Source organism: Microbacterium sp. NPDC077391 (genome assembly GCF_040686955.1).
Classification (GTDB): domain Bacteria; phylum Actinomycetota; class Actinomycetes; order Actinomycetales; family Microbacteriaceae; genus Microbacterium; species Microbacterium commune.
This window is the reverse complement of sequence record NZ_JBFBMI010000005.1, coordinates 82,033-95,247: the sequence shown is the minus strand read 5'-3', so window position 1 is coordinate 95,247 and position 13,215 is coordinate 82,033. Positions and strand designations below refer to the sequence as shown.

The 13,215-nt window shown below is 69.5% G+C and carries 13 protein-coding genes; 9 read left to right on the top strand and 4 right to left on the bottom strand.

Features of this window, described 5'->3' with window-relative positions; translation table 11 throughout:
* Positions 1-12: 12 nt before the first annotated feature.
* Positions 13-453, bottom strand: a complete 441-nt coding sequence (locus tag AB0O65_RS12955; RefSeq protein ID WP_071640662.1) for a succinate dehydrogenase hydrophobic membrane anchor subunit — start codon at positions 451-453, stop codon at positions 13-15.
* The gene (gene sdhC, locus AB0O65_RS12950; RefSeq protein ID WP_256220990.1) at positions 453-887 is read right to left on the bottom strand and encodes a succinate dehydrogenase, cytochrome b556 subunit; all 435 of its coding nucleotides are present in this window, start codon (positions 885-887) and stop codon (positions 453-455) included. The genes AB0O65_RS12955 and sdhC overlap by 1 nt, the downstream gene beginning before the upstream one ends.
* A gap of 143 nt (positions 888-1,030) precedes the next feature.
* Here sdhC and AB0O65_RS12945 point away from each other — a divergent pair, with 143 nt between their 5' ends.
* The 8 genes from AB0O65_RS12945 to AB0O65_RS12910 all read left to right on the top strand — a co-directional run bounded on the left by AB0O65_RS12945 (position 1,031) and on the right by AB0O65_RS12910 (position 10,448).
* Positions 1,031-2,143, top strand: coding sequence for a mannose-1-phosphate guanylyltransferase (locus AB0O65_RS12945; RefSeq protein ID WP_191713167.1), 1,113 nt, complete (start codon positions 1,031-1,033; stop codon positions 2,141-2,143).
* 156 nt (positions 2,144-2,299) lie between these two features.
* Positions 2,300-3,385, top strand: a complete 1,086-nt coding sequence (locus tag AB0O65_RS12940) for a BMP family ABC transporter substrate-binding protein (RefSeq protein WP_071640666.1) — start codon at positions 2,300-2,302, stop codon at positions 3,383-3,385.
* Between the two features lie 98 nt (positions 3,386-3,483).
* Positions 3,484-5,040, top strand: a complete 1,557-nt coding sequence (locus AB0O65_RS12935) for an ABC transporter ATP-binding protein (protein WP_071640668.1) — start codon at positions 3,484-3,486, stop codon at positions 5,038-5,040.
* Positions 5,037-6,332: an ABC transporter permease gene (locus tag AB0O65_RS12930; protein WP_313480408.1), complete on the top strand. Its 1,296-nt coding sequence runs from the start codon at positions 5,037-5,039 to the stop codon at positions 6,330-6,332. Before AB0O65_RS12935 ends, AB0O65_RS12930 begins: the two co-directional genes overlap by 4 nt.
* On the top strand, positions 6,329-7,630 hold the full coding sequence (locus tag AB0O65_RS12925; RefSeq protein WP_071640671.1) for an ABC transporter permease: 1,302 nt from the start codon (positions 6,329-6,331) through the stop codon (positions 7,628-7,630). Before AB0O65_RS12930 ends, AB0O65_RS12925 begins: the two co-directional genes overlap by 4 nt.
* A gap of 10 nt (positions 7,631-7,640) precedes the next feature.
* Positions 7,641-8,039 carry a cytidine deaminase gene (locus AB0O65_RS12920; protein ID WP_071640673.1) on the top strand — a complete coding sequence of 133 codons (399 nt, stop codon included), beginning with the start codon at positions 7,641-7,643 and terminating at the stop codon, positions 8,037-8,039.
* Positions 8,036-9,346, top strand: a complete 1,311-nt coding sequence (locus AB0O65_RS12915; protein ID WP_363385634.1) for a thymidine phosphorylase — start codon at positions 8,036-8,038, stop codon at positions 9,344-9,346. Before AB0O65_RS12920 ends, AB0O65_RS12915 begins: the two co-directional genes overlap by 4 nt.
* Positions 9,347-9,362: 16 nt before the next feature.
* Complete coding sequence (locus tag AB0O65_RS12910) at positions 9,363-10,448, top strand: adenosine deaminase (RefSeq protein WP_363385631.1); 1,086 nt, start codon at positions 9,363-9,365, stop codon at positions 10,446-10,448.
* 28 nt (positions 10,449-10,476) lie between these two features.
* On the opposite strand, the gene AB0O65_RS12905 is transcribed toward AB0O65_RS12910, so the two are convergent.
* On the bottom strand, positions 10,477-11,691 hold the full coding sequence (locus AB0O65_RS12905) for a globin domain-containing protein (protein ID WP_363385628.1): 1,215 nt from the start codon (positions 11,689-11,691) through the stop codon (positions 10,477-10,479).
* Positions 11,692-11,810: 119 nt separating this feature from the next.
* On the opposite strand from AB0O65_RS12905, the gene AB0O65_RS12900 reads away from it, so the two are divergent.
* Positions 11,811-12,491, top strand: coding sequence for a helix-turn-helix domain-containing protein (locus AB0O65_RS12900; protein ID WP_313480411.1), 681 nt, complete (start codon positions 11,811-11,813; stop codon positions 12,489-12,491).
* Here the strand turns inward: AB0O65_RS12900 and AB0O65_RS12895 are convergent.
* Positions 12,451-13,212 carry an alpha/beta hydrolase gene (locus AB0O65_RS12895; protein ID WP_363385625.1) on the bottom strand — a complete coding sequence of 254 codons (762 nt, stop codon included), beginning with the start codon at positions 13,210-13,212 and terminating at the stop codon, positions 12,451-12,453. The two genes, AB0O65_RS12900 and AB0O65_RS12895, sit on opposite strands and share 41 nt — an antisense overlap.
* Between the last annotated feature and the right edge of the window lie 3 nt (positions 13,213-13,215).

The window sequence follows — 13,215 nt, the reverse complement described above, 5'->3', positions numbered from 1 at the left end:
TGCCTTCTTCGCTTACTTGCCCAGTGCCTGGCAGGTCTCCCACATGGCGCCGTCTTCGAAGACGCCCGCGCAGGGATCGAACGTGAACACCACGAGGGTGCCGAGGATGATGAGGAGCGCCGCCGCCAGGCCCAGCGCCCAGACGAGAGCCTTGCGGGCCTTCTCGTGCGTGACGTAGTCGTTGACGATCGTGCGCATGCCGTTGGAGCCGTGGATCAGCGCGAGCCACAGCATCAGCACGTCCCACCACTGCCAGAACGGAGTGGCGTACTTGCCGGCGACGAAGCCGAAGTCGATCGCGTGGATGCCGTCGCCGACCATCAGGTTCACGAACAGGTGGCCGAAGATCAGCACGATCAGCAGCACGCCCGAGCCGCGCATGAACAGCCAGCCCCACTTCTCGAGGTTGACGCCGCGCTGGCGGCGGGCGGGTGCGATGGTCTGCGCGGACATCAGTTGCCCCCTCCGAATCCGGCGAACGCGAGGGCGAGGTGGCGCGGCACGAAGCCGGCCATCACCACGGCCCACAGCCCGAGGACGATCCAGAACAGCTGGCGCTGATACTTCGCGCCCTTCGACCAGAAGTCGACGACGATGATGCGCAGGCCGTTGAAGGCGTGGAACGCGATGCCTGCGACCAGCACCACCTCGCCGAACGCCATGATCGGGTTCTTGTACGTGCCGATCACCGCGTCGTACGCCTCGGGGGAGACGCGGATGAGCGACGTGTCGAGGACGTGCACCAGAAGGAAGAAGAAGATCGCGACGCCGGTGATGCGGTGCAGCACCCACGACCACATGCCTTCGCGGCCCCGATACAGTGTGCCGCGTGGAGACCTCGACGTGGTCTCCGAAACCGACGGTGTCAAGCGTGTGCTCGTGGACACGTCGTCCTCCCTGATCGATGAGACGTCGTGCATGCATCCGGGCACGCCCGACCGTGTCCATCCTATTCCCGTCCGGACGGGCGGGGCGACGAAGGCGACCCTTATCCGATCGGCGCGTCCGCACGCACGGCTAGGTTGGAGCCATGGCGCGAATCGACGACTTCTACGCGGTGATCCCGGCGGGCGGCATCGGCAGTCGGCTCTGGCCGCTGTCGCGGGCGGATGCCCCGAAGTTCCTCCACGACCTGACCGGATCGGGGCACTCGCTGCTGCGCGACACGTGGGACCGTCTGGAGCCCCTCGCCGGAGCGGACCGCATCGCGGTGGTGACGGGGCGAGCGCATCGCGCCGCCGTCGAGGCGCAGCTGCCTGGCATCCCCGACGCGAACGTGTTCCTCGAGTCCGAGCCGCGCGAGTCCGCCGCGGCGATCGGACTCGCCGCGGCGATCCTGCACCGCCGCGACCCCGACGTCATCATCGGGTCGTTCAGCGCCGATCACGTGATCCGCGGCACACGCGTGTTCGAGTTCGCCGTGCGCGATGCCGTCGAGGTCGCGCGGGAGGGATACATCTGCACGATCGGGATCACCCCCACCGAGCCCGCCATCGGCTTCGGGTACATCAAGAAGGGCGAGGAGCTCGTCGTCGACGGCGCGCGCGAGGCGGCCCTCGTCGAGCGCTTCGTCGAGAAGCCCGACCTCGAGACGGCGAAGGCCTATGTCGCCGACCGCGAGCACCTCTGGAACGCGGGCATGTTCATCGCGAAGGCGAGCGTGCTGCTCGACGAGCTGCGGATCAACGAGCCCGAGCTGCATGCCGGGCTGATGGAGCTCGCCGAGGCATGGGACGACCGCGACCTGCGGGGGCCGGCGGTCGATCGCATCTGGCCCCGGCTGAAGAAGATCGCCATCGACTACGCGGTGGCCGAGCCGGCCGCCGAACGCGGCAGGCTCGCCGTCGTTCCCGGTCACTTCGACTGGGACGACGTGGGCGACTTCGCCTCGCTGACGAAGCTCATCACCAACGGTCGCAAGAACGACCTCGCCGTGCTGGGTCCGCGGGCTCGCGTGCTCTCGGATGCCGCCAGCGGCATCCTCGTGTCCCAGACCTCGCGCGTGATCAGCCTGGTCGGGGTGCAGGACATCGTCGTCGTCGACACCGAGGACGCGCTGCTGGTGACCACGGTCGAGCACGCGCAGCGGGTCAAGGGCGTCGTCGAGTCCCTCAAGCTCACTGGCCGCGGCGACGTGCTCTGAGCGTCGCCGCCCGGCGCGTCGACGACCGCCGGACGGTCATCATTGCGGATTTGTAACCTTTCGCCAGCACATCCGGGGCGCGCGTGCGGGAAGCGCGTAACACTGGGTAACCTCGAGCGATCCGCGATGTCCGCGGAGATCACCCGGGAGGCATGAGTGTCCATCTCCATCACCAAGAAGCTGCTCGGCGCCACCGTCGCCGCCGGCGTCGTCCTGAGCCTCGCCGCGTGCGGCCAGGCTCCCGCAGACAACCCTGGCGCGGACGGCGGCAACGGCGACAAGTCCGACTTCTCCGCGTGCATCGTCTCGGATGCCGGCGGTTTCGACGACAAGTCCTTCAACCAGCTGTCCTACGAGGGCACCAAGAAGGCCGCCGATGAGCTCGGCGCCACGTTCCGCGAGGCGGAGTCGAACGCCGAGACCGAGTACGGCCCGAACATCGACAACATGGTCTCCGAAGGCTGCAACGCCATCGTCGCCGTGGGCTTCGCGCTGTCGCAGGCCACGGTCGACGCCGCCGAGGCGAACGCCGAGACGGACTTCATCCTCGTCGACGACGCCGGCGGCGACAGCAAGCCGGACAACGTCAAGCCGCTGCTGTACAACACGGCTGAGGCCGCGTTCCTCGCCGGATACATGTCGGCCGGCTACTCCAAGACCGGCAAGGTGGGCACGTTCGGCGGCATGGAGTTCCCGACCGTGACGATCTTCATGGACGGCTTCAAGCAGGGCGTCGACCACTACAACGAGAAGAACGGCACCTCGGTCGCCGTGGTCGGCTGGGACGGCACGACCGGATCGTTCACCGGCGGCTTCGAGGCCAACCAGAGCGCCAAGACGGTCGCGAAGAACATCATCGACCAGGGCGTCGACGTGCTCTTCCCGGTCGGCGGTCCGATCTACCAGTCCGGCCTGCAGGCCATCAAGGACTCGGGCAAGGACATCGCGCTGATCGGCGCGGACGCGGACCTGTTCGAGACCGACCCGACCACCGCCGACTTCGTGCTCACCTCTGTGCTCAAGGCGATGGACCTGTCGACCTACGAGGCCGTGATGGCCAGCGCCGAAGGCGAGTTCGACGGTGAGGCCTACATCGGCACCCTGGAGAACGAGGGCGTCGGCATCGCGCCGCTGCACGAGTTCGAGAGCAAGGTCGACGCCGAGCTGGTGAAGAAGGTCGCCGAGATCAAGCAGGAGATCATCGACGGTTCGATCACCGTCACCTCCTACCTCGACAACTAAGAGGAACCGCATCGGGGAGGCCGGTCGTGCCGGCCTCCCCGATGTCGTCTGCCCGGGCGATCCCCGGCGCGAGGACACATCACGAATAGGATCGACACATGAAGCTCGAGCTGCGCGGCATAACGAAGAGGTTCGGCGCACTGACAGCCAACGACCACATCGACCTCGAGGTGCAGGCGGGTGAGATCCACTGCCTCCTCGGCGAGAACGGCGCCGGCAAGTCCACGCTGATGAACGTGCTGTACGGGCTGTACCAGGCCGACGAGGGTCAGATCCTCCTCGACGGGCGCGTGCAGCGCTTCTCCGGGCCCGGCGACGCGATGGCCGCGGGCATCGGCATGGTGCACCAGCACTTCATGCTCATCCCGGTGTTCACCGTGGCGGAGAACGTGATGCTCGGTCACGAGGAGACGACGTTCGGCGGCCGGCTGGATCTCGCGGCGGCCCGCTCGAAGGTGCGTGAGATATCCGACCGCTTCGGCTTCGACGTCGACCCCGACGCTCTCGTCGCCGACCTGCCCGTGGGCGTGCAGCAGCGCGTGGAGATCATCAAGGCGCTCTCGCGCGAGGCCCGCGTGCTCGTCTTCGACGAGCCGACCGCCGTGCTCACGCCGCAGGAGACCGATGAGCTCATGGCCACGATGCGCCAGCTCAAGGAGCGCGGCACATCGATCGTGTTCATCACGCACAAGCTGCGCGAGGTGCGCGAGGTGGCCGACCGCATCACCGTGATCCGGCTGGGCAAGGTGGTCGGCGAGGCCTCGCCGACCGCGTCGAACGCGGAGCTCGCCTCGCTGATGGTCGGCCGTGCGGTGGAGCTCACCGTGCACAAGAACCCGCCTCAGCTGACCGACCATGCACTGGTCGTCGAGAACCTCACCGTCAGCGATGTCCTGGGCACCGTGCTCGTCGACGACGTGTCCTTCACCGTCCGCGGCGGAGAGGTGCTCGCGATCGCCGGTGTGCAGGGCAACGGACAGACCGAGCTCACCGAGGCGCTGCTCGGTCTGCAGGCGCGCGTGCAGGGCAGCATCCGCCTGAACGGCGAAGAGCTGCGCGGGCGCAGCGTGCGGCACATCCTCGATGCCGGCGTCGGTTTCGTCCCCGAGGACCGTGGCGTCGACGGACTCGTCAAGGAGTTCTCCATCGCGGAGAACCTCATGCTCGACCGCTCCCACGGCGCGCCGTTCGTCACGAGCGGCGCGCTGCAGCTGCGCCGTCTGATGGAGTTCGCCAAGCAGAAGATCGCGGAGTTCGACATCCGCACGCAGGGTCCGTCGCAGGCGGCCGGTCGGCTGTCGGGCGGCAACCAGCAGAAGGTCGTGCTGGCGCGCGAGCTCAGCCGCGACCTGTCCCTGTTCGTCGCCGCCCAGCCAACCCGAGGCGTCGACGTGGGATCGATCGAGTTCATCCACAAGCGCATCATCGAGACGCGCGACACCGGTGTTCCGGTGGTCGTCATCTCCACAGAGCTCGACGAGGTCGCGGCCCTCGCCGATCGCATCCTTGTGATGTACCGGGGTCGTGTGGTCGGCATCGTCCCCGGCGACACCCCCCGCGATCAGCTGGGCCTGATGATGGCCGGCGCCAGCGCCGAGGACGCGGCTCGCGAGGTCTCCGTCGGCGCAGCCCCGAGCGAAGGAGCGCAGGCATGACCGTCGCGCAGACGCAGATCCCCGACTCCGACAAGGCGCTTCAGCCGCAGAAGCCGCAGCGGCCGCAGCGCTGGCGGGCGGCCCTCATGCAGATCGCGACCGGAAGCGCTCTGACGACCGTGTTCGCCGTCGTGGCGGCCGTCATCGTGGGCTCGCTGATGATCGCGTTGACCGACCCCGACGTGCAGGCCGCGGCAGGCTACTTCTTCGCCGCTCCCGGCGACACGCTGAGCGCGATCGGCCAGGCCGTCGGCGGCGCGTACGCCGCGCTGTTCCGCGGATCGATCTACAACTTCAACGCCGACTCGTTCGCGATCGCCATCCGCCCGCTCACCGAGACGCTGAAGTTCGCCACGCCGCTGATCGCCGCGGGCCTGGGCGTCGGCCTGGCATTCCGCGCCGGGCTGTTCAACATCGGCGGTCAGGGTCAGATGCTCATGGCCGCCGCCGCCGCCGGGTACGTCGCCACCGCGTGGGACCTGCCCTTCCCGCTGCACCTGATCGTCGCTCTCGTCGCCGGCATCATCGCCGGCGCGCTGTGGGCGGGGATCGCCGGCATCCTCAAGGCGCGCACGGGCGCGCACGAGGTGATCACGACGATCATGCTGAACAACATCGCCGTGTACCTGCTGGCGTGGATGCTCGCCACCCAGGGCGTGCTGCAGGCGCCGGGCTCGAGCAACCCGAAGACCGCACCGATGGCCGAGTCGGCCGTCATGCCGCTGCTGCTCGGACCCAGCTACAAGCTGCACATCGGATTCCTGCTCGCGCTGGTGGCGGTCGCCATCACCTGGTGGCTGCTGGAGCGCTCCGGGCTGGGCTTCCGGTTCCGCGCGGTGGGGGAGAACCCGGATGCCGCGCGCACGGCCGGCATCTCCGTCGGCCGGACCTACCTCAGCGTCATGCTCATCGCGGGCGCGCTGGTCGGTCTCGCCGGAGTCAGCCAGGTGCTCGGCACCGAGCCGAAGGGCTTCAGCGGCGGCATCGACGCCGGCATCGGGTTCGACGCGATCACCGTCGCCCTGCTGGGGCGCTCCCGTCCGCTCGGCATCCTGTTCGCCGGACTGCTGTTCGGCGCTTTCAAGACCGGTGGCTTCACCATGCAGGCGTCGCAGGGCGTCCCGATCGAGATCGTGCTCGTCGTGCAGTCCCTGATCGTGCTGTTCATCGCGGCGCCGCCGCTCGTGCGCGCCATGTTCGGTCTGCCGCAGCCGGGCCGCCCGAGCCGGCGTGAGCGGCGCGCGGCCGAGCGACGAACGAAGCGCGCCGAGGCCGAGGAGGTGGCGGGATGAGCACTCAGACCGCACAGACAGGACAGAGCCCGCAGAGCGTGCAGGCCGAACTGCGTCAGGTGAGCGTGGTGTCGTGGAAGACGCCCATCATCCTCAGCGTGCTGACGGTGCTGGTGGCGCTGCTGCCGCTGCTGATCCCACGCGCCGGCGACGCGACGTTCCGCTTCACCGCCGGCAGCGAGATCATCGCGCTGCCCTCTGTCGTCGTGCCGGGCACGGCGACCGCGTGGGTCTGCGTCGTCATCGGCGCCGCGATCAGCGTCGCGGCGGTGATGCTCACCCGCGCGCATCGTCGCGTGCCGATGTGGCTCATCGCGGTGTACGTCGTCGTGCTGATCTTCGGATTCCTCGCCTGGGCGGCCGCGGGCAGCTCGGGGACGCTGCCCATGATCGGACTGCTCAGCGGCGGTCTCGCGCTGGCCACCCCGCTGATCTTCGGCGCGCTGGGCGGCGTGATCGGCGAGCGCGCCGGCGTCGTGAACATCGCGATCGAGGCGCAGCTGCTGGCAGGCGCGTTCACCGCGGCCATCGTCGCCTCGGCCGTGGGCACGCCCTGGGCGGGCCTCATCGCCGCGATGCTGGCGGGCGTGCTGGTCGCGGTGATCCTCGGGGTGTTCGCCATCACGTACTACGTGGACCAGGTGATCGTCGGTGTGGTGCTCAACGTCCTCGTGATCGGCGTGACCACGTTCCTGTTCCGACAGGTGCTCGCCCCCAACCAGGCGGCGCTGAACACCGTCGAGCCGTTCCGCGACCTGCCGATCCCGCTGCTCAGCGACATCCCCGTGCTCGGGCCGATCCTGTTCCGCCAGACGATCGTGGTGTACCTGATGTACGTCATCGTGTTCGTCGTCTGGTACGGCATGTACCGCACCCGCTGGGGTCTGCGACTGCGCGCGGTCGGCGAGCACCCGCAGGCGGCCGACACGGTGGGCATCAACGTCGCGCGCACGCGGTACATGAACGTGCTCATCGCCGGTGCCGTCGCGGGCATGGGAGGCGCGTTCTTCACACTGGTCTCGGTGCCGCGCTTCAACCCCGAGATGACCGCCGGAGCCGGCTTCATCGCCCTCGCCGCGGTGATCTTCGGCAAGTGGGACCCGATCCGCGCGACGCTGGCGGCACTGCTGTTCGGCTTCGCGAGCAACCTGCAGAGCGTGCTCAGCGTCATCGGCTCGCCGGTGCCCAGCCAGTTCATGCTCATGCTGCCGTACATCGTGACGATCTTCGCCGTGGCAGGCCTGGTCGGGCGCTCCCGCCCGCCGGCAGCCGACGGCGAGCCGTACATCAAGTCCTAGGAGAGAACACGTGACCGACATCGATTGGGACGAGCTGAGACAGGTCGCCTCCGAGGCGATGCAGAAGGCGTACGCGCCGTATTCGCGATACCGGGTGGGCGCAGCCGCGCTCGTGGACGACGGACGCATCGTCGCCGGATGCAACGTCGAGAACGCCTCGTACGGCGTCGGCCTGTGCGCCGAATGCGCTCTGGTCGGCGACCTGCACATGTCCGGTGGCGGTCGGCTCATCGCGTTCGTCTGCGTGAACAACGACGGACAGACGATCATGCCGTGCGGTCGCTGCCGCCAGCTGCTGTTCGAGCACTCCAGCCCCGAGATGCTGCTCGAGACCGTCTCGGGCATCCGCACCATCGACGAGGTGCTGCCCGACGCGTTCGGGCCGCGCGATCTGGAGGACGCCCGATGAGCTCTCAGACCGGCGTCGAGGCGTTCGACGCGATCGACGTGATCCGTGCCAAGCGCGACGGCGGAGTGGTGCCCGAGGCGGCGCTGCGGTGGATGGTCGACGCGTACACCCGCGGCTACGTGTCGGACGCCCAGATGGCGTCGTTCGCGATGGCGATCTTCCAGCGCGGCATGCAGCGCGAGGAGATCCGCGTGCTCACCGAAGCGATGATCGCGTCGGGGGAGCGGATGAGCTTCGCCAGCCTCGGCAAGCGCACCGTCGACAAGCACTCCACCGGCGGCGTGGGCGACAAGATCACCCTGCCGCTGGCACCGCTGGTCGCCGTGTTCGGCGTGGCGGTCCCGCAGCTCAGCGGCCGCGGCCTCGGCCACACCGGCGGCACGCTCGACAAGCTCGAATCGATCCCGGGCTGGCGGGCGGCGCTCAGCAACGACGAGATGTTCGCGCAGATGCAGTCCGACGTCGGCGCGGTGATCTGCGCCGCCGGCTCGGGTCTCGCGCCCGCCGACAAGAAGCTCTACGCGCTTCGCGATGTGACCGGCACGGTCGAGGCGATCCCCCTGATCGCGTCGAGCATCATGTCGAAGAAGATCGCCGAGGGCACCGACGCGCTCGTGCTCGACGTGAAGTTCGGCAACGGCGCCTTCATGCAGGACATCGATCGGGCCCGCGAGCTGGCGCGCACGATGGTCGAGCTCGGCACCGACTCGGGTGTCGCGACGACCGCACTGCTGACCGACATGAACGTTCCGCTCGGTCTCGCGATCGGCAACGCCAACGAGGTGCGCGAGTCGGTGGAGATCCTCGCCGGCGGCGGCCCCGCCGACGTGCGCGAGCTGACCCTCGCCCTCGCCCGCGAGATGCTCTCGCTGGCAGGGCAGCCGGATGCGGATGTCGAGGCGGCCCTCGACGACGGCCGCGCCATGGACAGCTGGAAGGCGATGATCCGCGCCCAGGACGGCGACCCGGATGCCCCGCTGCCGACCGCACGGGAGACGCACGTCGTCACCGCCGACCGCGACGGCGTGGTGATCCGCATGGACGCGCTGCCGTTCGGCATCGCCGCGTGGCGCCTCGGCGCCGGGCGCGCCCGCGCCGAGGATCCGGTGATCTTCGCCGCCGGCATCGACCTCGCCGTCAAGCCCGGCCAGACGGTCACCGCCGGAGAGCCGCTGTTCACCCTGTCGGCCGATGACGAGGGGCGCTTCGCCCGCGCTCTCGAGGCGCTGGACGGCGCCTACGAGATCGGCGACGCTGCAGCGGCACCCGCCGCACAGCCCATCGTGCGCGAGCGCATCACCGCCTGAGTACCGGAGGATCACCATGAAGATCGACGAGCTGCGCGCCCTGCCCAAGATCTCGCTGCACGACCACCTCGACGGCGGCGTGCGTCCCGCGACGATCCTCGAGCTGGCCGATGCCGGCGGCATCCAGACCCCGGCGCAGGATCCCAAGGGGATGGGTCGCTGGATCGCGCAGCAGAGCGATGCCGGCTCTCTCGTGGAGTACCTGAAGTCGTTCGACCTCGTGACCTCCGTCATGCAGTCCGAGCGAGCCCTCACGCGGGTCGCCCGCGAGTTCGTCGCCGACCTCGCCGCCGACGGCGTGATCTACGGCGAGGTGCGCTGGGCACCCGAGCAGCACGTCGCCGGCGGCCTCAGCCTGGACGACGCCGTGCGCGCCGTGCAGCGCGGCATCGAGGAGGGCGAGGATGAGGCGGATGCCGCCGGGCGCAGCATCCGGGTCGGTCAGATCATCTCGGCCATGCGCCAGGGCTCCCGCGTGCGGGAGATCGCCGAGCTCGCCGTGCGTCATCGCGAGAGCGGCGTCGTCGGCTTCGACATCGCCGGGCCGGAGGACGGCTTCCCGGCGTCGGAGCACCGCGCGGCCTTCGACTACCTTGCCGGCGAGTTTCTGCCGGTCACGGTGCACGCGGGAGAGGCCGCGGGGCCGGCATCCATCCGCTCCGCCCTGATCGACGGACGCGCGCTGCGCCTCGGCCACGGCGTGCGCATCGCCGAGGACCTGCAGATCATCGAGCGCGAGGGCGACGAGGTGCAGGTGCAGTTCGGCGATCTGGCCCGCTGGGTGCGCGACCGGGAGATCCCGCTGGAGCTCTCGCCGTCGTCCAACCTGCAGACCGGCGCGATCGCCCAGTGGGGCGATGAGGTCGCGGACCACCCCTTCGACCTGCTCTACCAGCTCGGCTTCTCGGTCACCGTGAACGTCGACAACCGCACGATGAGCGGCACGTCGCTCACGCGCGAGCTCTCGCTGCTGGTCGACGCGTTCGGCTACGACCTCGACGATCTCGAGGCCTTTCAGTTCAACGCCGCGTCCGCCGCATTCCTGCCGGTGGAAGAGCGCGAAGAGCTCGTCGAGATGATCGCCGAGGGGTTCGAGCGCTGAACCCCTCGGCGGACGGCCGACACGCCGCTCAGGCGGCTTCCGGGTTCTGAGCCCACAGATCGGGGCCGAACACCTCGTAGTGGATGCGATCGGCGGGCACGCCGCGGCCGATGAGTGTGCGGCGCATGGACTGCATGAACGGCAGCGGACCGCACATGAACACCGAGGCGTGCTCGGGCAGATCGACCTCGCTGAGGTCCATGAAGCCCTCGCGCGCCGGGTGCAGGGTGGGCGCGCCGAGGGCGTCCCGCTCGTACCAGTTCTGCGCCCTGGCATCGGGCATGGCCAGCACCTGGCGGCGCAGCGACGCGTACAGCGCGTGCGTGTCATGAGCGCGGTCGGCGTGGAACAGCCGCACGGTGCGGGCGGGCTGGCGGCGGGAGAGGTCTTCCATGATGGCGGCGACCGGCGTGATCCCGATCCCCGCCGAGACGAGCACGAGCGGGTGATCCTCGTCGTCGAGCACGACGTCACCCGCCGGCTGCGAGACGTCGAGCACGGTGCCGGGCTGCGCGTGCTGCCACAGCCACGTCGAGACCTGTCCGTCGGGTGCGCCGCCCGCCCCGTGCACTCGCTTGATCGTCACCCGGATCGAGTCGCCGCGCGGACCGGATGAGATCGTGTACTGACGTGGCTGTCTGCTGCCGTCCGGCAGGTCGACGGCGATGGCGACGTACTGTCCGGTGCGGTGGGAGGGGATCAGGCCGTCGACCGGTGCCAGCAGCAGCGAGAAGATGTCCTCCGACTCCTCGAACCGCTCCACCACCCGGTAGTCGCGCCACGGGTTCTGCGGGTCTGTGCCCGACAGGGCGTACAGCCGCGCCTCCTCGGCGATCAGCGCGGTGGCGAACAGCCAGTACACCTCGTCCCACGCCGACCGCACCGCGGGGGTGACCGCGTCGCCGAGCACGGTGTCCACCGCGTCGAGCAGATGACGGCCGACGATGGTGTACTCGCCGGCCCGGATCCCCAGCGAGACGTGCTTGTGGGCGATCCGGCGCATCACCGGAGTGAAGTCGGGGGCGTGCGGATCGATCAGCTGCACGGCGAAGGCGACCACCGAGGCGGCGAGCGCCTTCGGCTGCTCGCCGATCGCCTGGTTGGCGCGGTTGAACACCCGCAGCAGTTCGGGGTGCGCGGCGAACATGGCGGGGTAGAACACCTTCGTGATCTGCTCGGCGTGCTCGGCGACGACGCCGGCCGTGGCCGCGACGACTGCTTCGGACTCGGGCGAGAGCTTCATGACGTTCCTTTCGTGGGGTCTGCGTCCCCTCCACTCTGCGCTCGGGCTCTGGCGGCGAGGAGGGGTTTTCACCGGTTCTATTCCGAGCGCGGCAGACGCCGGCGCCGTAGCCTGAAGGAATGCCACGCCGAGTCGACGATTACCGCGGTCTCACTCAGCCGAGCCGCCTTCGTCTGCTGCGCGCCGTGCAGAGCGAGCCAGGTCTGCGCATCGCCGAACTCGCCGAACGTTGCGGGATGCCGCTCAACACCGCCCGAGATCACCTGCGCGTGCTCGTGCAGGAGGGCCTCGTGCGCGAGGAGAGGCTGCAGGTGGGCAGCAGGGGCCGTCCGCCGCTCGCCTACCACCCGGTGCGGGAGGCGGGGTCGAACCCCGCGGCGCAGCGTCGCGTCGACGGCGCGCGTCGACGCGGTGCCCTGTTGCGCGCGGTGACCCCGCCGACGTCAGGCGACGCGGCGCGGGAGGACGACGTGGATGCCGAGGCGCAGCTCGATGTGCTGTACGAGCATCTCGATGACGCCGGGCTCAGCCCCGTCCTCGACGAATCGGCGCTGCGCTTCGAGATGCTGCCGTGCAACTACCGCGGGATGCTCGCGCAGGATCAGTCGACGGTGTGCGGCACGCATGCCCGGCTGGTGCGCGACACGCTCGCCCAGGTCGATGGTCCGCTCGAGGTCGAGCGACTCGACCCGTTCATCACCGCGGACTCCTGTGCCCTGCTGCTGCGCCACGCCCGTGACCGGGCCGTGCCCGACCCGGTCAGCGCACCGCCGCCGCGAGATCCCCCACGAGCTCCGTGATCTGCGCCCGCACGGCGGCGTCCGTGATGGTGGGAGTGCCGTCGCCCGCCTGCGGGCCGTAGGAGCCGAACGACGCGTGCGAGGCGCCGTCGATCTCGACGAGCTCGGCATCCGCCGGAAGCAGATCCCTCGCATCCGCGATCTTCTCGGGTGTCGACAGGCCATCCTCGCTTCCGGACAGGCTCAGCACCGGCACCCCGGAGTCCGACAGGTCGTTCGCACAGTACGAGGCGAACAGCACCATGGCATCCGCGTCCGGTGCCAGCCGGCAGGCGCGCACCCCGCCCAGGGAGTGCCCGCCCACCATCCACGAGTCCACGTCGGGTGCGGCGGAGGTGAAGGCGTCCAGCCCGCGCGGATCGAAGAACGCGAGATTCAACCACGGTCGGGTGATGACGACGGTGATCCCGTCCTCGGCGGCGAGCTCCTGCAGCGTCGCGACATAGCCCTCGGGCTGCACCTTGGCGCCGGGGATGAACACCAGGCCGACGTCCGAGTCGCCGTCCGCGGGGGAGAGCACGATGCCCTCAGGGGCTTCCTCGATCTCGAGCGCGTGGTTCGCCCTCGCCTGCGCCAGCGGATCGGGTTCGGCGGACATCACGCCCACCTGCGTCCACACCAGGGTCCCGACGACGATCAGCACGATCAGTGCCCCCAGCGACCACAGTGCGCGGACGACGATCCGCCTACCCCTGCTGCGTGGCGCTCTCATCCGCGGCATCGG

What these genes read in the sequence shown, in the direction of transcription:
- AB0O65_RS12955 (WP_071640662.1), bottom strand. Translation starts at nt 453, where the DNA reads ATGTCCGCGCAGACCATCGCACCCGCCCGCCGCCAGCGCGGCGTCAAC.
- AB0O65_RS12945 (WP_191713167.1), top strand. Translation starts at nt 1,031, where the DNA reads ATGGCGCGAATCGACGACTTCTACGCGGTGATCCCGGCGGGCGGCATC.
- AB0O65_RS12935 (WP_071640668.1), top strand. Translation starts at nt 3,484, where the DNA reads ATGAAGCTCGAGCTGCGCGGCATAACGAAGAGGTTCGGCGCACTGACA.
- AB0O65_RS12930 (WP_313480408.1), top strand. Translation starts at nt 5,037, where the DNA reads ATGACCGTCGCGCAGACGCAGATCCCCGACTCCGACAAGGCGCTTCAG.
- AB0O65_RS12925 (WP_071640671.1), top strand. Translation starts at nt 6,329, where the DNA reads ATGAGCACTCAGACCGCACAGACAGGACAGAGCCCGCAGAGCGTGCAG.
- AB0O65_RS12915 (WP_363385634.1), top strand. Translation starts at nt 8,036, where the DNA reads ATGAGCTCTCAGACCGGCGTCGAGGCGTTCGACGCGATCGACGTGATC.
- AB0O65_RS12910 (WP_363385631.1), top strand. Translation starts at nt 9,363, where the DNA reads ATGAAGATCGACGAGCTGCGCGCCCTGCCCAAGATCTCGCTGCACGAC.
- AB0O65_RS12905 (WP_363385628.1), bottom strand. Translation starts at nt 11,691, where the DNA reads ATGAAGCTCTCGCCCGAGTCCGAAGCAGTCGTCGCGGCCACGGCCGGC.
- AB0O65_RS12900 (WP_313480411.1), top strand. Translation starts at nt 11,811, where the DNA reads ATGCCACGCCGAGTCGACGATTACCGCGGTCTCACTCAGCCGAGCCGC.
- AB0O65_RS12895 (WP_363385625.1), bottom strand. Translation starts at nt 13,212, where the DNA reads ATGCCGCGGATGAGAGCGCCACGCAGCAGGGGTAGGCGGATCGTCGTC.